The following is a 17,613-nucleotide window of genomic DNA, read 5'->3' on the forward strand; positions in this document are numbered from 1 at the left end:
GGCGGCTGAGCACGGGATACCTTCCGGTCGACGGGCAAATACCGCGCCCGCCCGGGTAGCGGCATCTACCGAGGGCGCACGCCTATTTCGCCGACCAGACTTCCCGGCACACCGCAAGTAATCTTAACGGTTCCGGTCCGGCCCGGACGCCCGGCACGAAATCGGCCGTCCGGTGCCGGGTCCGCGGCGGGCGCACCGCCGCGGACCCGGCACCGCTCAGTCCTGTTTCCCGGCCCGGATGTTCTCGAAGACCGTCGGGTCGACCAGGGTGGAGGTGTCACCCAGTTCCCGGCCCTCGGCCACATCACGCAGCAGCCGCCGCATGATCTTGCCGCTGCGGGTCTTGGGCAACTCCGGCACCACATGGATTTCCCGCGGCCGCGCGATCGGGCTGATCTCGCGCGCCACCTCGGCCTTGAGTTCGTCGACCATGGCCTGCCCGGTATCGGTGGCTCCCGCGGCCAGGATGACGAACGCGACGATGCCCTGCCCGGTGGTGTCATCGGTGGCCCCGACCACCGCGGCCTCCGCGACACCGGCATGCCCCACGAGCGCCGATTCCACCTCGGCGGTGGAGATGCGGTGCCCGGATACGTTCATGACATCGTCGACGCGCCCCAGCACCCAGAGATCACCGTTGACGTCGAGCTTTGCCCCGTCTCCGGCGAAGTACCAGCCCTGTTCGGCGAAACGTTCCCAGTAGGTGGCGCGGTAGCGGTCCATATCGCCCCAGATGCCGCGCAGCATCGACGGCCACGGCCGGTCGAGCACCAGATAGCCGTTGGCCTCGGTCTCGCCGTGGCGTACCTCGTTGCCCTCCTCGTCGACCACGGTCGCCGAGATACCGGGCAGCGGGGTCATCGCGGCGCCCGGTTTGGTGGCGGTGATACCGGGCAGCGGCGAGATCATGATGGCGCCGGTCTCGGTCTGCCACCAGGTGTCCACGATCGGCGCCGTGCCGCCGCCGATGACATCGCGGTACCAGCGCCAGGCCTCCGGGTTGATCGGTTCGCCCACCGAACCGAGCAGCCGGACCGAGGACAGATCGTGGGCGTCCGGGATCTGGCGTCCCCATTTCATGAAGGTGCGGACCAGCGTGGGCGCGGTGTAGTAGATCGTGACGCCGTACTTCTCGATGATCTGCCAGTGCCGGTGTTCGTCCGGGAAGTTGGGGGTGCCCTCGTACAGGACCTGAGTGGCGCCGTTGGACAGCGGACCGTAGACGATATAGCTGTGCCCGGTCACCCAGCCGACGTCGGCGGTGCACCAGTAGATATCGGTTTCCGGTTTGTGGTCGAAGACCACGTTGTGCGTATAGCTGGTCTGGGTCAGGTAGCCGCCGCTGGTGTGCAGGATGCCCTTCGGCTTTCCGGTGGTACCCGAGGTGTAGAGGATGAACAGCGGGTGCTCGGCGTCGAAGGCCTCGGCCTCGTGGGCCGCCTCGGCCGTGGCGACGGTCTCGTGCCACCACAGATCCCGGCCCTCGGTCCAGGCGACCTCGGTGCCGGTCCGGCGCACCACCAGCACATGTTCCACGCTGGAGGGCACATCGCCGTGCGCGAACAGGGCCTCGTCGACCGCCTCCTTCAGCGGCGCGGCGGTGCCGCGCCGCCATTGGCCGTCGGTGGTGATGACCAGGCGTGCCTCGGCGTCGTCGATACGCTGCCGCAGCGCGGTCGGCGAGAATCCGGCGAAGACCAGCGAATGCGGCAGCCCCAGCCGGGCGCAGGCCAGCATCGCCACGACGGTCTCCGGGATCATCGGCATATAGATGGCGACCCGGTCGCCGGCGGTGAGTCCGAGTGAGGTGAGGTAGTTGGCGGCGCGACCCACCTCGGCCAGCAGATCGGCGTAGGTGATCGTGCGGGAGTCGCCGGGTTCGCCCTCCCAGTGCAGGGCGACCTTGTCGCCGCGGCCCTCGAGGACGTGGCGGTCCACGCAGTTGTAGGCGACATTGAGGCGACCGCCGACGAACCATTTCGCCACCGGCGCGTCACTCCAGTCGAGCACCTGGTCCCAGCGCTGATGCCAGTGCAGCCGATCGGCCTGCTCGGCCCAGAATCCGTCGCGATCCTGTGCGGCCCGCTCGTAGATACCGGCATCCACATTCGCCGCGGCCGCGAACTCCGCACTCGGCGGGTAGGCGTCCGGGTGATCGGCGGTTTCGGTCATCTGAGTCACTTCCTTCGCGTTACCTGCACCATATGGGGCCAACTGTGACCCTAAACGCTCCCGTTTCCGCCCGCGGGAATCCCCGGGCGAAAGGCAGCCGGAACGGGCCGAACGGCAGCCGGGGGCCGATGAACGGTCCCGCGCCGGCGGTGCCGGTACCGCGGAAGTCGCGCACATCACGCCGTGTGCCGATATCCTCGGCACACCGACGACACGGGGAGGGTGTGTGAGGGGAGCGTCCTGGTCGCTCCGGGCCGTGGGCATGGTGCTGATCCTGGCCGCCGTGACGGTGCTGCCCGCCTGCACCGTCACACCGGCGCTCGGCGATTCCATCGCCGTCAACGGGTCGGAGCCACAGAACCCGCTGGTCCCGTCGAATACCAACGAGAACGGCGGCGGCCGGATCGTGGACCGCCTGTTCGCCGGGCTGCGGCGTATCGATGCGGACGGCAGTCTGCACGACGAGGTGGCCGAGTCCATCGAGACCGCCGATCAGCAGCACTACCGGATCCGGCTGGAACCCGGCTGGACGTTCTCCGACGGCTCGCCGGTGACCGCCCGGTCCTTCGTCGACGCGTGGAACTACGGCGCGCTGGTGACCAATGCCCAGTTGCAGAGCTACACCTACGCGCCGATCCTCGGTTTCGAGGATCTGCAGTCCGATCCGCCACGCGCGCAGACCATGTCGGGACTGCGGGTGCTCGACGATCTCACCTTCACGGTCACCCTGATCGAACCCACCATCGATTTCCGCACCCGCCTCGCCTACGCGCCTTTCTATCCGCTCCCGGCGGCCGCGTTCGCCGATATGGAGGCGTTCGGGCAGCGCCCGATCGGCAACGGGCCCTATCGGTTGGCCGGCCCGGACGCCTGGCAGCACGACGTGAAACTGGATCTCGTACCGAACGAGCTGTACGCCGGTGGCCGGCCCGCCCGGAACAAAGGGCTCACTTTCGTCTTCTATGCCGACTTCGACGCCGCCTACGCCGATCTGCTGGCGGGCAACCTCGATGTGCTGGATACGCTACCCACCAGCGCGCTGACGGTCGCGCGCGCCGATCTGGGCGACCGGGCGGTGCAGGCGGCCACCGCGAAGAACCAGTGGATCGGCACGCAGCCGGGTCTCCCGCATTTCGGCGGTGAGGAAGGGCGGCTGCGGCGGCACGCGATATCGATGGCGATCCAGCGGCAGGCCATCGGGGACAAGATCTTCCGCGGGACCCGCGCACCCGCTCGCGACTACACCTCCAGCGTGCTGCCCGGCTTCGACGGGAATCTGCCGGGCGCCGAGGCACTCGAATACAACCCGGACGAAGCGCGCCGGCTCTGGGCCCGGGCCGACGAGATCTCGCCCTGGAGCGGCCGGTTCGAGATCGCCTACAACGCCGACGGCGATCATCAGGCCTGGGTCGACGCGGTCGCGAACAGTATCAAGAACACGCTCGGGATCGAGGCGGTCGGCGCGGCCTACCCGACGTTCAAACAGCTACGCGACCAGATCACCTCGCGCACGGTCGGTAAGGCCTTCCGGTCGGGGTGGCAGGGCGACTATCCCACCATGCTCCAGTTCCTGGAACCCTCGTTCCTGAGCAACTCCGAGACCAACGATTTCGATTACCGCAACCCGGAATTCGACGCGCTCATCGTGGCCGCGGAGGCCGCGCCCACCGAACCGGAGTCGTGGCGACTGGTGGCGCGCGCGCAGACGGTGCTGCTGCGGGATATGCCGACCATCCCGATCTTCGACTACGTGAACTCCTCCGGCTATTCGGACCGGGTGCGCGGGGTCGTGTTCGGCTGGAACGGGATGGCCGATTTCGAGAACCTCGAACTGATATGACGCCCGGATACCGGTCGCGTCCCGACCTCGAGGAGACCCCATGGCCTGGTATGTAGTGCGCCGGCTGTTGCAGATGGTCCCGGTGTTCTTCGGTGCGACGCTGCTCGTCTACTACCTGATCTACAAGGTGTCGGGCGGTTCGGTGGCCGCGCTCGCCGGTGACCGCACCCTCACGCCCGCGCTGGAGGAACAACTGCGGGCCCGCTACCACCTGGACCGCTCGTTCTTCGTCCAGTACTTCTACTACCTGAAGGGCATCTTCACCTTCGATCTCGGCACCTCCTTCTCGGGCCGGCCGATCAAGGACGAACTCGCCCGGGCCTTCCCGATCACGTTCCGCCTGGCGATCCTGGCGCTGCTGTTCGAGGCGATATTCGGGGTGTTGTTCGGAGCGCTGGCCGGGCTGCGCAAAGGGAAGCTCTTCGATTCGACCATGCTGGTGCTCAGCCTGGTGGTGATCGCGGTACCGGTTTTCGTCCTCGGGTTCCTCGCCCAGTACCTGCTCGGCGTCGAATGGGGGATCGCGCCGGTGACCGTCGGCGCGGACGCGAGCTGGGGCCGGCTGGTGGTACCCGCGATGGTGCTCGGCTCGCTCTCGTTCGCCTACGTGCTGCGGCTGACCCGCAACGCGGTGGCCGAGAACCGCGACGCCGACTATGTGCGGACCGCGACCGCCAAAGGCCTGCCGCGGCGGCGGGTGGTGCCGGTGCACATCCTGCGCAACTCGCTGATTCCGGTGGTCACGTTCCTCGGCGCGGACCTGGGCGCGCTGATGGGCGGCGCGATCGTCACCGAGGGCATCTTCAACATCCCCGGCGTCGGCGGCACCCTCTACCAGGCCGTGGTGCGCGGTGAGGCGCCGACCGTGGTCTCCTTCGTCACCGTTCTCATCGTGGTGTTCCTGCTGGCCAACCTTTTCGTCGACCTGCTCTACGCACTACTCGATCCGCGGATTCGCTATGCCTGAACAGGAGTGCGGTCATGTCCGATGAGCTGTCCCCCGCGCCGCCGCGGCCGGACCGGCGGCGCTGGGTCGCTCCGCCGGACGCGGTGACCGTCGAGACCACCGACCGGGTGCGGGTCGGTGGAACACCGCAGGGGTTCTGGGGCCGGGCCTGGCGCGATCTGCGGCGCAATCCGCTGTTCCTGATCGCCGCCGCGCTGATCCTGCTGGTACTGCTGGTAGCGGCATTCCCCGGCCTGTTCACCGATCAGGACCCGCGCTACTGCGTGGTGGACAACAGCCTGTTGCCGCCCAGTTCGGCGCACTGGTTCGGGTTCGACCTACAGGGCTGTGATGTGTACGCCCGCACCGTCTACGGTGCGCGGGCGTCGATCCTGACCGGCGTCGGCGCGGCCGCCCTGTTCGTGCTGATCGGCGCGACGGTGGGCGCGCTGGCCGGTTACTACGGCGGTCTGCTCGATTCGGTGATCTCGCGCATCGCGGAAATCGTGTTCGCCATTCCGCTCATGCTGGCGGCGATCGTGCTCATGCAACTGTCCGAGCAGCGCACCGTCTGGCTCGTGATCGTCATCATGGCCGGGTTCACCTGGCCCCAGGCCGCGCGGATCGCCCGCGGTTCGGTGATCGCGGCGAAGAACAACGAATACGTGCCGGCAGCGCGGGCGCTGGGGGCGTCCCGGTTCGCCGTCCTGGTGCGTCATGTGCTGCCGAACGCTCTCGGCCCGGTGATCGTGGTGACCACCATCTGGCTGGGCGTTTTCATCACCACCGAGGCGACGCTGTCGTTTCTCGGGGTGGGCCTGCCACCCACCGAGGTCTCCTGGGGCGCCGATATCGCGACCGGACAGCAGCAGTTGCGGGGCGGTTCGCTGATCCTGTTCTACCCCGCGACCGCGCTGGCGCTGACCGTACTCAGTTTCATCATGCTCGGCGACGCGCTGGGTGACGCCATCGATCCGAAATCCCGGGCGACCCGGTGACCCCGGGACAGGAGGCCACCGTGAGTGACGAGACCGGGGCCGAACGCCCGTTGCTCGAGATCCGCGATCTGCGAATCGCTTTCGGATCCGGGGAGAAGCAGGTGGATGCCGTTCGCGGGGTAGACCTTTCCGTGTACGCCGGCGAGACCGTCGCGGTGGTGGGCGAGAGCGGGTCCGGAAAATCGACCACGGCGCTCGCGGCCCTCGGCCTGCTGCCGCCGGGCGGGCGGATCGTCGGGGGCAGTGTCCGGTTCGAGGGCGCGGAACTGGTGGGCGCCCCGGAATCCCGGCTGGTGGCACTACGCGGCACCGAGATCGGATTCGTACCCCAGGACCCGATGTCCAATCTGGATCCGGTCTACAAGATCGGGTTCCAGATCCGGGAAACACTGGTCGCCAACGGGATCGCCCGCGGTCGTGAAGCGAACGAGCGGGCCGCCGACCTCCTGCGTGCCGCGGGGGTCTCCGATCCGGAGCAGCGGCTCGGGCAGTATCCGCACGAGTTGTCCGGCGGGCTGCGGCAGCGGGCGCTCATCGCCATGGCGCTGTCGGGCCGCCCCGCCCTGCTCATCGCCGACGAGCCGACCTCCGCGCTCGACGTCACGGTCCAGCGCCGCATCCTCGACCATATCGCCGAGCTCACCGGCGATTTCGGAACCGCGATGCTGCTCATCACCCACGACCTCGCCCTGGCAGCCGAACGCGCGGAGCACCTCGTGGTGATGTACCGGGGCCGGGTGGTGGAATCCGGCCCCGCGCTGGAACTGCTGCGCGATCCGCGCCACGAATACACCCGCCGGCTCGTCGAATCCGCCCCTTCTCGATCGGGCCGCCGCCCCGAGCGGGACCGGAAAGCGGTGGGGGAGGGGCCGATCCTGGTCGCGGACAAGCTCACCAAACGTTACCGGCTCCGCGGTTCGGCGCCGTGGCGGTCGCGGGAATCGACGGCCGCCGAGGATATCTCGTTCGCCCTGCGCCGCGGCGGCACCACCGCGCTGGTCGGCGAATCCGGGTCCGGGAAGTCCACGGTCGCCCAGCTCGTGCTCGGCCTGCTGGAACCGACTTCCGGCTCGGTCGTCTTCGACGGGACCGATATCGGCGCGCTGGACCGCCGGGAGCAGGTCCGGTTCCGGTCCCGGGTGCAGCCGATCTTCCAGAACCCCTACGGATCCCTCGACCCGCTGTACTCGATACACCGCTGTATCGCCGAACCACTGCGTATCCACGGCATCGGCACCCGCTTCGAACGCGCCGTCCGGGTGCGCGCGCTGCTGGACCAGGTGGCGCTCCCGAGTTCGGTCCTGGACCGCTATCCCAGTGAACTCTCCGGCGGCCAGCGGCAGCGGGTCGCGATCGCCCGGGCCCTGGCGCTGGAACCGGAGCTGCTGGTCTGTGATGAGGCGGTGTCTGCACTGGACGTGCTGGTCCAGGCCAATATCCTCGATCTGCTCACCAGGCTGCAGGACGAACTCGGGTTGACCTACCTGTTCATCACCCACGACCTCGCGGTGGTGCGGCAAATCGCCGACGAGGTGCTGGTGATGCACAACGGGCGGATCGTCGAGGCCGCGCCGACCGCGGAGATCTTCGAATCGCCGCGCGAGGAGTACACCCGCCGCCTCCTGGACGCCATACCCGGCCGCGACCTGCCGGTCGCGTGATCGGGGACCGGTCCGCGGGGCCCCGCGGATGCCCGCAGTAGCCTGATCAGTCGTGACCGATCCGCTCGCGCCTCTCATCGACCTGCCCGGCGTCCGGGCCGCCGCCGACAAGGCCCGCGACGCGCTGGCCGAGGTACACCGGCATCGCGCCAATCGCCGTGGCTGGGCCACCACCGCCGCGGAGGCATCGGTGCGGGCCGCTCGATCCTCCGCGGCGCTCGAGGGCGGTGCGACGACCATGCCCGCCGAGGGTGAGGCCGCCGACCCTATTCTGGCGGGTGCGCTGCGCGTCGGCCAGGCCCTCGACGGTGACGCCCTGCGCAATCTGGTCGGGGTATGGCAGCGGGCGCCCCTGCAGGCATTGGCCCGCCTGCATCTGCTGGCCGCCGCGGACCTGGTCGGTGACGAGACCGGACTCGGGCGGCCCCGCGCCGACGGGGAGGTGGCGCAGCGGCTGGACCTGCTCGCGCAGACCCTGCTGGCCACCTCGGCTCCGGCGCCGGTCACGGCCGCGGTGGTGCACGGCGAACTCCTGACGGCGAAACCGTTCGGGACCGCCGACGGAGTGGTCGCCCGGGCCGCGTCGCGACTGGTCACGGTGTCCAGTGGCCTGGATTTGCGGGCGCTGGGGGTGCCCGAAGTGTTCTGGATGCGGCGCCGCCGGGCCTATCTGGACGCCGCGGATGGATTCGGCAGCGGCACCGCCGAGGGCGTGGGCGGCTGGGTGATCTTCTGCTGCGGCGCGCTCGAAGACGGTGCCCGGGAGGCGACCTCCATCGCGGACGCGGCCGCCGGCTGAGGACCCGCCGCGATTCCGGCCCCGGACGTCAAAGCGGGCGGCGTGGTCTGTCGACCTCACCGCCCGCGAGCACGGACTACCCGGTTACCATGCGTGCTGATTGGGGTTGTGTTCTCCGGCCTCGGCGTTCCTCCGGGCTCCGCAGCAGCTCATCCCCGCAGCTATGCGAGGCCATCGCCGGCAACGGACCGGATTTCGCAGGCCCACAACGCTTCTGCCCTTGTCGCGGCGAGCTCCGCGTGGGTGCCTGGTGTCCGTGCTGGGAAGGGTGGTCGGGAGACTGAGCCTTCTCTTCCGGCTGCGCCTTGGCCTTCCGTCCTTCCGTGCCTCCATTTTTACACTGTGAGCGCATTCACATCAAGGCTCGAGGCGACATAACTCAACATTCGAGAACGTCCGGCACTCTCCGGAAGCCTGTGCTATAAGGCCAGGTCGTATGGGGTGTTCAGCGTCGGCGCAGGAGCCGGTAACTCACCAGGCCCGCGGCCAGTGCGCTGAGCCCGGCCGCGATACCGGCGGCCACCGTCTTCGACGGTGCCGGAAAGCGTGACCACAGTGAGACCGGATTGGAAAAGCTCAGTACCGGCCAGCCGCGGGCCGTCGCCTCCCGGCGCAGGGCGCGGTCGGGGTTCACCGCGGTCGGGTGGCCCACCGCGGTGAGCATCGGCAGATCGGTGATCGAATCGGAGTACGCGAAACTACGCGAGAGGTCGTAACCCTCTGTGGCGGCGAGCTTCTCGATCGCCGTGACCTTGCCTTCGCCGTAGCAGTAGAACTCGACCTCACCGGTGTACTTCCCGTCCACGACCTCCATCCGGGTCGCGGCGGTATGGGTGGCGCCCAGCGCTTCGGCGATCGGCGCCACCACTTCCTCGCCGGAGGCCGAGACGATGACCACATCGTGGCCGCGGATTCGATGGTCGGCGATCAGATCGACCGCTTCGGCGTAGATCAGCGGATCCACCAATTCGTGCAGTGTTTCGGCGACGATCCCCTGGACCTGGGCCACATCCCAGCCGGCGCACATGGCGGTGAGATGGGCCCGCATCCGTTCCATCTGATCGTGGTCGGCGCCCGAGAGCAGGAACATGAAATGCGCGTAACTGCTCTCCAGCACAGTGCGCCGGCTGATGAGGCCCTGATCGAAGAACGTCTTGCTGAACACGAAAGTGCTCGATCTGGCTATCACCGTCTTGTCGAGGTCGAAGAATGCGGCGATGCGGCCGTTGTCACGGTGCCGATCGCCGGTGATCGGTGTCGTCATCCCGGGGCCAGTCACCGGTCCAGGATAGGCATCCCGGCGCGGCGTGTCGTCACCGCGATGCGGTTCGAGGGGAGCTGACCTGTGGTTTCGGCCGTGGGCAGGGGGCCTGCGTGAGCTGTGGAACTTCTTTGACTTCAGGCTTGCGTTCCCGTCCTCGGTTGGGTGTAGTATTGCTGTCACCTGGACATGTTCCAGGCGCGTTCAGCCCGACCCCCCGGGGCTGAACCCCGACGGCCCCAGCCTCCTCCCCCCCCCGGCTGGGGCCGTCCTCTATTTCGAGGCAGTTGGAGTCCGGTCTCCCGGCAGTGCTCGATCCCCAGCCCGCGAGTTGTCCACAATCGCCGGCAGGGCGGCCACGGCCCGGGGTTTTCCGAGCACGCTGGCCGTATGGACCACGCATCCACCACAGCTCCCGGCGGCGCTCCCGCCGTGCTGGTACTCATCCGGGACGGCCGGCTCCGCGAGGAGGTGCGGCGGGTGGCCGCCGCGGCCGGTCGCCGCCTCGACGAATCCGAACCGCCCGCCGGCCGGCACGCCTGGGCGGTGGCACCGCTGATCGTGCTCGATACCCGGGCGGCCGCGGAATGCGCCGCCACCGGGCCGCCGCGGCGCGATGGAGTGGTCACCGTCACCGACGGCACGCCGGAGCTCGCCGATTGGCAGGCGGCCGCCGTGATCGGCGCGGAACGGGTGGTCGCGCTCCCCGGTGCCGCCGAGGAACTCATCGAGAAATTCGCCGAATACGCCGGTCAGCATGCCGAGGGCGGGGTCGTGGTGGCCGTGGCGGGTTGTGGAAGCGGGGCCGGCGCATCCACCCTGGCGGCGGCCACCGCGCTGCGCTCGGCCACCGCGGGGTTCCGGCCGCATACCGTTCTCGTCGACGGCGCGCCCCACGGCGGCGGGCTCGACCTGCTGCTGGGAATGGAGGGCCTACCGGGCCTGCGCTGGCCGGACCTGACCGTCGACGACGGGCGGGTCGCCGCCGCCGAGCTACACGATGCCCTGCCCGGCACGGGCGCCGGATTATCGGTGCTCTCCTGCGGCAGGGGTACCGGCCGGACCGGCGAGATCGGCGAGGCCGCGGTACACGCGGTGGTCGAAGCCGCCCGGCACGCAGGGGATCTCGTGGTCTGCGATATCTCCAGCGAACGCGGCCCGCAGATCGATCGAATCCTCGACGCCGCCGATCTGGTGGTGCTGGTCGTACCGGCGCGGTTACGCGCGGTCGCGGCAGCCGAATCGGTCGCGGGCCGGATCGCCGCGCGTAATCCGAACCAAGGACTGATAGTTCGCGGTCCCGCACCCGGCAACCTGCGCGGTCACGAGATCGCCGCCGTGCTGGATCTGCCACTGCTGGCCGCGGTTCGGGCGCAACCAGGGTTGGCGGCGCGGCTGGAACGTGGCGGTCTGCGATTGCGGCGCGGTCCGTTGCGCGACGCCTGCGACGCGGTCCTCGCGGTGCTGAGTCCTCCGGTGGAACGGAGAGCCGGATGACCGGCCCGCGGCCCGCGGTGGTCTCGGCCGAGTTGCTCGACCGGGTGCGGGAACGGTTGGCGGGCGAATCGGCGGAACCGGATCCCTCCCGGGTCGCTGCGGCCATTCGGGCCGAAGCCGGTGGGATGCTGGGCGATACCGATCTGCTGCGCACCTTGCGCATGCTGCAGACCGAACTCACCGGCGCCGGAGTCCTCGAACCCCTGCTCCAGGACCCCCTCGTGGCCGATGTCCTGGTCACCGCGCCGGACGAGGTCTGGGTGGATCGCGGCCGCGGGATCGAACGGACCGCGATCACCTTCCCCGACGAAGCCGCGGTCCGTCGCCTCGCACAACGCCTCGCCCTCTCGGCCGGACGCCGCGTCGACGATGCGCAACCGTGGGTGGACGGGCAACTGACCGGCCGGGAACTGGTGCTGGGAGAGCACTTCGGGGTCCGGCTGCATGCGGTGCTGGCGCCGATCGCGCGTGGCGGTACCTGTCTGTCGCTGCGGGTGCTGCGTCCCGCGACGCAGGGCCTCGATGCGCTGGCGCGGGCCGGAACGATCCCGCCCGCGGCGAAAGCTCTGCTGCGCAGGATTGTTCGAGCGCGGCTGGCCTTCCTGGTCGTCGGGGGCACAGGCGCGGGCAAGACCACGCTGTTGTCCGCGCTGCTGGCCGAAGTCGATCGCGGCGAACGCATCATCTGTGTGGAGGACGCCGCCGAACTGGCTCCGCCGCATCCGCATGTGGTCCGGCTGGTGGCGCGTCCCGCCAATATCGAAGGGGCAGGCGAGATAACCCTGCGCGACCTTGTTCGCCAGGCCCTGCGGATGCGCCCCGACCGCATCGTGGTCGGGGAAGTGCGCGGCGCGGAGGTGGTCGACCTGCTGACAGCCCTCAACACCGGCCACGACGGCGGCGCGGGCACGGTGCACGCCAACTCCCCGCGCGAGGTGCCGGCCCGGCTCGAAGCGCTCGCCGGCCTGGGCGGCCTGGACCGGGCCGCGCTGCACAGCCAGTTGGCCGCCGCGGTCCAGGTCGTACTGCATGTGCGCCGCCTCGGCAACGGTACTCGGCAATTGCGGGAAATCGGTGTGGTCCATCGGAATACGGATGGCCGGGTGGAGATCTTGCCGGCGTGGCGGACAGCGGGTGAGGTGCCGGCGGCGGCCCGGCTGGAAGCGTTGATCGACGAGCGGTCGGGCCGATGAGTGATATCGATCCCGGTGGGTTGATGCTGGTGCTGGTCGCTGCCGCTCTGCTCGCCCTGCCCACCGCGGCGGGCCGGAGAAGGTTCGCGGGGGTCTTCGCCGTGCGGTCCGCGCGGCGGCCGCTTCCCGTCCGCGTGCCGATGCGTGCCGCGACCGCCCTCGGCTGCGCGGCGGCGTTCGGTTTCGGCAGCGGCGGGCTGATGGCGGCGTTGCTGGTGGCGGCCACCGTTACCACGCGGGTCCGCCGAACCCGTGCGGCCCGGTTGCACCGCGCGGAATGCGGGCACCTGCTCGACGGGCTGGAGGCCGTCATCGCGGAACTACGGGTGGGCGCCCACCCGGGTGCCGCGGCGGCGGCCGCGGCCCGGGAAACCACCGGTATCGCGGCATCTGCCTTCGCGGTCGGCGCGGCCCGCAGCCGACTGGGCGGTTCCGGTGCCGAAGGTCTGTTGCGCCCGGGTTCGGCGATCGGCCCCGAACTCGCCCGTGTCGCGGATGCCTGGCGGGTCGCCGAGCGCTACGGGCTGGCGCTGGCCGAACTTCTCGCGGCGACGCGTGCCGACCTGGCGGCCCGTATCGCCTTCCGGAGCCGCACCGACGCCGCGCTCGCGGGCGCCCGGGCCACCGCGGCGATCCTGGCGGTGCTGCCCGTACTCGGTATCGGGCTGGGGCAGCTGATGGGCGCGGATCCACTCCGGGTTCTGCTGTTCTCCTCGATGGGCACATACCTGCTACCACTCGGCACCGGCCTGGCCTGCGCCGGATTGCTGTGGGCCGATGAGATCACCCGGCGGGTGGTGCCGAGATGACCGGCGTGTTCTGGGCGTATACCGCCCTGGCGGCGGCGATTCTGCTCCTGCCGTCGCGGCCTCCCGCGCTGCTCCGCCTCCGCGCGGGCCGATGGCCCGGACGTGCGGGGCCGGGCAAGCGCCCCGACGCTTCCGATCCCGTGGCCATCGCGACCCTCTTCGATCTCCTGGCCGCCTGCCTCCGAGCCGGGCTGCCGACGGCCACCGCGGTTCGGGCCGTCGTCCCCACCGCGCCGGCCGCGCTCGGTCCACCGCTGCGCCGGGTCGCCGATCTCCTGGCAATGGGAGCCGATCCGGCCACGGCCTGGAGTTCGGCCGAGCCGGAATCCGCCGCGGACCCGGATTTCCTATCGCTGGCTCGCCTGGCCCGCAGATCCGCGCGCTCGGGTTCGTCGCTGGCAGCCGCGGTCGGCGAACTGGCGGGCGAGCGGCGGGCCAGGGTCGAGGAGGCGGCGACGGCCCGGGCCGAACGCGCCGGTGTGCTGATCGGTGGACCGCTGGGTCTGTGCTTTCTCCCCGCCTTCATCTGCCTGGGGATCGTGCCGGTGATCGTCGGCCTGGCCGGCGGGGTCCTGGGTGGGGTGCTGCGGTGAGGCCGGGGCCGGCCGGCGAAACGTGTCCGCACGGATCGGCCGTACGGGCAGGAAGGAAAGGGGAAACAGGTGCGGAGAGCGAAAACCGCGCGGTGGGTGCTGCGGGGGATCGGTGCGGCCCGGAGGGAAGCGAACACCCGCGTACTCGGGCTGCTCGGGGCGGACGACGGGATGAGCACCGTCGAATATGCCATCGGGACGATCGCCGCGGCCGCGTTCGGTGCGGTGCTTTACACCGTGGTGACCGGCGAGAGCATCCCCGACGCGTTGACCGGGATCATCGACAAGGCGCTGAACACCAGCGTCTGACCCTACCGGGCCCCACCGGGCCCGCATCGAGACCCGGTGGGGCCCGCGGGGCCGACGCGGGTGGAGCGGAAACCGCGTCGACGGCCCGCGTCCCGGGCCGTCTCGGACGCCGGGCCGTGGCGCTGCGCGCCGACGACGGTGCGGTCACCGTGGAAGCGGCGATCGCGCTCGGCGCGCTCGCCGCCGCTGTGGTCTTGTGCGTGGGTGCGGTATTCGCCGCCGTCACGCAGGTGCGGTGTGTCGACGCGGCGCGCGAAGCCGCCCGGCTCGCGGCGCGCGGCGACCGGGCGGGGGCGGAACCGGCCGCGCGCCGGGTGGCCCCGGAGGGTGCGGATATCTCGTTGCGGTACGAGGGGGAGCGAGTGGTGGCGGTTGTCACCTCGGAAACCCCGCTGTTGCCGACGCTCGAATTGCGTGCCGAGGCGGTCGCGGTGCTCGAACCGGGTGTGGGGTCGCGAGCATGACGGCCGCGAGCTGGCGGCCGGGCCGCTGTCGTGTCGCTCCCGATCGCCCGGGCGAGCGGGGGTCGGCGAGCGTCACCGCGTGCTGTGGGCTGGCGGCGCTCATCGTGCTGACCGTGCTCGTGGTTCACGTGGGCGCGGTGGTCGTGGCGCGGCATCGGGTGCATGCGGCGGCCGACCTCATGGCGCTGGCGGCCGCCGGTGAATTGGCTTCCGGCGCGGACGCCGGATGCGCCGCCGCTGAATCCCTGGGACGTCGGATGAATGTGCGGATCGATCGATGCGAGGTAAGCGGTTGGGATGTCGTGATCGGCGCCGAACAAAAAGTACCGGTGGGTCCGTTCGGAGAGCGGAGTATACGAGCGATCGCGCGAGCGGGGCCGGTGGAAGAAGAGGCGGTAATCGGGGTTCGATGAATTTTGTTAACGGCGAATATCGATATCACTTAGTGGCGGCAATTAATATCCCGTTACCCAATTCCCGGACGGTCGCGGGAATTCTCCGAAGGGCCCGGATAAAAGCTACCGGGCGGTTTCGGGGCAATCGTCCGGTTAACATGATCAACTTCCTTTTAAATCAGGCGTCCAGGAGTGGGTCCGTCGGCGGCTGCTGCTTCGGAGAAATCTTCCTGACCTGCATATTCGCTCCGGGAGGCGGGGGTGCGGGCCGCTGCGGTGGCGAGTTCGGCGAGAACCGCTGTCAACAACCGGACCGCTCCCGCTTTATCGAGCGGGTCGTTGCCGTTTCCGCATTTGGGCGACTGCACGCAGGACGGGCATCCGGTGCGGCAGGCGCAGGACTCGATCGCGGCGAGCGTGGCGCTCAGCCAGCGCTCCAGCAGCGCGTAACCGCGTTCGGCGAAGCCGGCGCCGCCGGGCTGACCGTCGTAGACGAAGACGGTGGGCAGTCCGGTATCCGGATGGCGATCGGTGGACACCCCGCCGATATCCCACCGGTCACACGTCGCGACCAGGGGCAACAGCCCGATCGCCGCATGTTCGGCGGCGTGCAGCGCACCGGGTACATCGGCCGTCGCGATACCGGCCCGGTCCAGCAGTTCCGGCGTCACCGTATAGAGGACCGCCGTGGTGGGCAGGGTCTGCGGCGGCAGGTCCAGTTCGACGAGGTCCAGTACTTCACCGGTCACCAGGGTTCGCAGATAACCCACTACCTGGCTGTGCACCGTGACATCGGCCAGCGCCGCCATGACCTGGCCGGACGCGGCACTTTCGCGCACCGCTTCCACGGTGAGCGAGGTGATCCGGCGCGCACTGGTGGTCCAGCCGGGGCTCTCCGCGTGCACCAGCGCGACACCCGATTCCAGATCCAGTTCCTCGACTACGTAGCTCTCGCCCTGGTGCAGATGCACGGCACCCCGGTGCAGAGTCGCCGGGGCCCGTCCGGCGTCGGTGGTGCCGAGCAGCCGGCCCGTTTCGGCGACCACGATCGCCACCTGGGTACCGATTCCGCCACGGACGTCCACCGAGTCGTGAGGCGGCTGCGCTCCGGTGAAGAACCAGTGGTACCCGCTGTCGGTCTCCCGGCGCCGAACCTGACCCTGACCTGCGAGTTCGGTAAGTATCCGGCGCGCGCCGAAGCGTTCGGCCTCGAGATCGGAGATCGGCGATTCCATCGCCGCACACAGCAGTTGCGGCCCGAGGACATAGGGGTTGGACGGGTCGATGATGGTGGCCTCCACCGGCCGCTCCAGCAGGGCCTCGGGATGGTGGACGAGGTAGGTGTCGAGCGGGTCGTCACGGGCGACCAGCAGTGCCAGCGCGCCCTGGGTTCGGCGTCCGGCCCGGCCGATCTGCTGCCGGAAAGAGGCGACCGTTCCGGGGAACCCGGCGAGCACCACGGCGTCCAGGCCGGCGATATCGACCCCCAGTTCCAGCGCGTTGGTGGTGGCCGCGGCCAGGATCGAACCGTCCGATATTCCGGCTTCGAGCGCCCTGCGGTCCTCGGGGAGATAGCCGCCGCGATAGGCGGCCACGCGCTCCGGCAGCGCCGGATCGACCTCCGCGAGCCGTTGCCGGGTGTGGATCGCGATCAGTTCCGCGGACCGCCGTGACCTGGCGAAAGTCAGGGTCCGGGCTCCCTCCGACACCAGATCGGCGGTGATCCGCGCGGCCTCGGTGGTGGCGCCCAATCGCACCGGTGCGCCGTTCTCCCCGGTCATCGCGGTGAGCAGGGGCGGCTCCCAGAAGGCCACCGTGCGCGACCCTCGGGGCGAGCCGTCTCCGGTGACGGCCACGCATTCCGCACCGGTCAATCGAGAGGCCGCCGACGCCGGGTCGGCCGCCGTGGCCGAGCACAGCACGAACACCGGATCCGCCCCGTAATACTCGGCCAGGCGCCGCAGCCGGCGCAGCACCAGCGCCACATGGGAACCGAAGACGCCGCGGTAGGCATGACATTCGTCGACGACCACGTAGCGCAACCGGCGCAGCAGCCGGGCCCATCGGCGATGCGACCGCAGCAGGCTCAGATGCAGCATGTCCGGATTGGTGAACAACCACCGCGCCTCGGCCCGCACCCACTGCCGGATCTCGGTGGGGGTATCGCCGTCGTAGGCGGCGACGGCGATCTTGCGTAGTGGATCATGCCTGGTCAGAGTGCCCGCGACGCGGAGCTGGTCGGCCCCCAGCGCCTTGGTGGGCGCCAGGTACAGGGCGGTGGCGCGCGGGTCCTCGTGCAGCGCGGTGAGCACCGGGAGCTGATACCCGAGGGATTTTCCGGACGCCGTACCGGTCGAGACGACGACATGCTGCCCGGCGAAGGCCAGATCGGCAGTTTCGGCCTGGTGGCTCCACGGCCGATCGACGCCTTCGGCCCGGAGCGCGTCGACCACCGCGGCGGGTGCCCATTCGGGCCATTCGGTGGTGACGGCTTTTCGGGCAGGTATCTCGGCGATATGCGTCAGTCGCGAATCGGAGTCCGAACTTCCCAGTAGGACACGATTCAGCAACGATCGCCCATAACTCGTATTCGCCGGGATCTCCCGCGTCATTCCGATGTGCCTTCCGGACCGCCGAACAGTGTGAAACGTCGCCGTCCGGGCCTTGCTACCTGCG

Annotated in this window: 15 protein-coding genes; 12 read left to right on the top strand and 3 right to left on the bottom strand. The window is 69.8% G+C overall.

Annotated features, from left to right (window positions below):
- Positions 1–216 precede the first annotated feature (216 nt).
- Positions 217–2,172, bottom strand: a complete 1,956-nt coding sequence (acs, locus tag ACWDU1_RS08575) for an acetate--CoA ligase (RefSeq protein WP_449996807.1) — start codon at positions 2,170–2,172, stop codon at positions 217–219.
- Positions 2,173–2,434: 262 nt separating this feature from the next.
- On the opposite strand from acs, the gene ACWDU1_RS08580 reads away from it, so the two are divergent.
- Genes ACWDU1_RS08580 through ACWDU1_RS08600 form a run of 5 tightly spaced genes read left to right on the top strand, consistent with a single transcriptional unit; the run spans position 2,435 to position 8,416 of the window.
- Complete coding sequence (locus ACWDU1_RS08580; RefSeq protein ID WP_449996834.1) at positions 2,435–4,012, top strand: peptide ABC transporter substrate-binding protein; 1,578 nt, start codon at positions 2,435–2,437, stop codon at positions 4,010–4,012.
- 40 nt (positions 4,013–4,052) lie between these two features.
- Positions 4,053–4,979 (top strand): ABC transporter permease, encoded by a 927-nt coding sequence (locus tag ACWDU1_RS08585; RefSeq protein ID WP_449996808.1) that lies wholly within the window; start codon positions 4,053–4,055, stop codon positions 4,977–4,979.
- A gap of 14 nt (positions 4,980–4,993) precedes the next feature.
- Positions 4,994–5,956: an ABC transporter permease gene (locus ACWDU1_RS08590; protein WP_449996810.1), complete on the top strand. Its 963-nt coding sequence runs from the start codon at positions 4,994–4,996 to the stop codon at positions 5,954–5,956.
- A 20-nt stretch (positions 5,957–5,976) separates the two neighbouring features.
- Positions 5,977–7,617, top strand: a complete 1,641-nt coding sequence (locus tag ACWDU1_RS08595) for a dipeptide ABC transporter ATP-binding protein (protein WP_449996812.1) — start codon at positions 5,977–5,979, stop codon at positions 7,615–7,617.
- Between the two features lie 52 nt (positions 7,618–7,669).
- The gene (locus tag ACWDU1_RS08600; RefSeq protein WP_449996813.1) at positions 7,670–8,416 is read left to right on the top strand and encodes an oxidoreductase; all 747 of its coding nucleotides are present in this window, start codon (positions 7,670–7,672) and stop codon (positions 8,414–8,416) included.
- Positions 8,417–8,861: 445 nt separating this feature from the next.
- On the opposite strand, the gene ACWDU1_RS08605 is transcribed toward ACWDU1_RS08600, so the two are convergent.
- Positions 8,862–9,680 carry an HAD family hydrolase gene (locus ACWDU1_RS08605; protein WP_449996836.1) on the bottom strand — a complete coding sequence of 273 codons (819 nt, stop codon included), beginning with the start codon at positions 9,678–9,680 and terminating at the stop codon, positions 8,862–8,864.
- 387 nt (positions 9,681–10,067) lie between these two features.
- Between ACWDU1_RS08605 and ssd the strand changes: the two genes are divergently transcribed.
- From ssd to ACWDU1_RS08640, 7 genes are all read left to right on the top strand, one after another.
- Positions 10,068–11,174 carry a septum site-determining protein Ssd gene (gene ssd / locus ACWDU1_RS08610; RefSeq protein ID WP_449996815.1) on the top strand — a complete coding sequence of 369 codons (1,107 nt, stop codon included), beginning with the start codon at positions 10,068–10,070 and terminating at the stop codon, positions 11,172–11,174.
- Entirely contained in the window at positions 11,171–12,367 is a 1,197-nt protein-coding gene (locus tag ACWDU1_RS08615; protein WP_449996816.1) for a TadA family conjugal transfer-associated ATPase, read from the top strand. Before ssd ends, ACWDU1_RS08615 begins: the two co-directional genes overlap by 4 nt.
- Positions 12,364–13,176 (top strand): type II secretion system F family protein, encoded by an 813-nt coding sequence (locus ACWDU1_RS08620; protein ID WP_449996817.1) that lies wholly within the window; start codon positions 12,364–12,366, stop codon positions 13,174–13,176. The genes ACWDU1_RS08615 and ACWDU1_RS08620 overlap by 4 nt, the downstream gene beginning before the upstream one ends.
- Positions 13,173–13,769, top strand: coding sequence for a type II secretion system F family protein (locus ACWDU1_RS08625; protein WP_449996819.1), 597 nt, complete (start codon positions 13,173–13,175; stop codon positions 13,767–13,769). The genes ACWDU1_RS08620 and ACWDU1_RS08625 overlap by 4 nt, the downstream gene beginning before the upstream one ends.
- A gap of 108 nt (positions 13,770–13,877) precedes the next feature.
- Positions 13,878–14,078 carry a DUF4244 domain-containing protein gene (locus ACWDU1_RS08630; RefSeq protein WP_449996838.1) on the top strand — a complete coding sequence of 67 codons (201 nt, stop codon included), beginning with the start codon at positions 13,878–13,880 and terminating at the stop codon, positions 14,076–14,078.
- A gap of 116 nt (positions 14,079–14,194) precedes the next feature.
- Positions 14,195–14,542, top strand: a complete 348-nt coding sequence (locus ACWDU1_RS08635; RefSeq protein ID WP_449996820.1) for a TadE family type IV pilus minor pilin — start codon at positions 14,195–14,197, stop codon at positions 14,540–14,542.
- Entirely contained in the window at positions 14,539–14,955 is a 417-nt protein-coding gene (locus ACWDU1_RS08640) for an Rv3654c family TadE-like protein (RefSeq protein ID WP_449996822.1), read from the top strand. The genes ACWDU1_RS08635 and ACWDU1_RS08640 overlap by 4 nt, the downstream gene beginning before the upstream one ends.
- A gap of 155 nt (positions 14,956–15,110) precedes the next feature.
- On the opposite strand, the gene ACWDU1_RS08645 is transcribed toward ACWDU1_RS08640, so the two are convergent.
- The gene (locus tag ACWDU1_RS08645; RefSeq protein WP_449996823.1) at positions 15,111–17,549 is read right to left on the bottom strand and encodes a DEAD/DEAH box helicase; all 2,439 of its coding nucleotides are present in this window, start codon (positions 17,547–17,549) and stop codon (positions 15,111–15,113) included.
- Positions 17,550–17,613 lie beyond the last annotated feature (64 nt).

Source organism: Nocardia sp. NPDC003345 (assembly GCF_053589395.1).

Coding starts and splice junctions, on each gene's coding strand:
- ACWDU1_RS08615 (WP_449996816.1), top strand. CDS start 11,171: ATGACCGGCCCGCGGCCCGCGGTGGTCTCGGCCGAGTTGCTCGACCGG.
- ACWDU1_RS08605 (WP_449996836.1), bottom strand. CDS start 9,680: ATGACGACACCGATCACCGGCGATCGGCACCGTGACAACGGCCGCATC.
- ACWDU1_RS08625 (WP_449996819.1), top strand. CDS start 13,173: ATGACCGGCGTGTTCTGGGCGTATACCGCCCTGGCGGCGGCGATTCTG.
- ACWDU1_RS08580 (WP_449996834.1), top strand. CDS start 2,435: ATGGTGCTGATCCTGGCCGCCGTGACGGTGCTGCCCGCCTGCACCGTC.
- ssd (WP_449996815.1), top strand. CDS start 10,068: ATGGACCACGCATCCACCACAGCTCCCGGCGGCGCTCCCGCCGTGCTG.
- ACWDU1_RS08640 (WP_449996822.1), top strand. CDS start 14,539: ATGACGGCCGCGAGCTGGCGGCCGGGCCGCTGTCGTGTCGCTCCCGAT.
- ACWDU1_RS08585 (WP_449996808.1), top strand. CDS start 4,053: ATGGCCTGGTATGTAGTGCGCCGGCTGTTGCAGATGGTCCCGGTGTTC.
- ACWDU1_RS08620 (WP_449996817.1), top strand. CDS start 12,364: ATGAGTGATATCGATCCCGGTGGGTTGATGCTGGTGCTGGTCGCTGCC.
- ACWDU1_RS08590 (WP_449996810.1), top strand. CDS start 4,994: ATGTCCGATGAGCTGTCCCCCGCGCCGCCGCGGCCGGACCGGCGGCGC.
- acs (WP_449996807.1), bottom strand. CDS start 2,172: ATGACCGAAACCGCCGATCACCCGGACGCCTACCCGCCGAGTGCGGAG.
- ACWDU1_RS08645 (WP_449996823.1), bottom strand. CDS start 17,549: ATGACGCGGGAGATCCCGGCGAATACGAGTTATGGGCGATCGTTGCTG.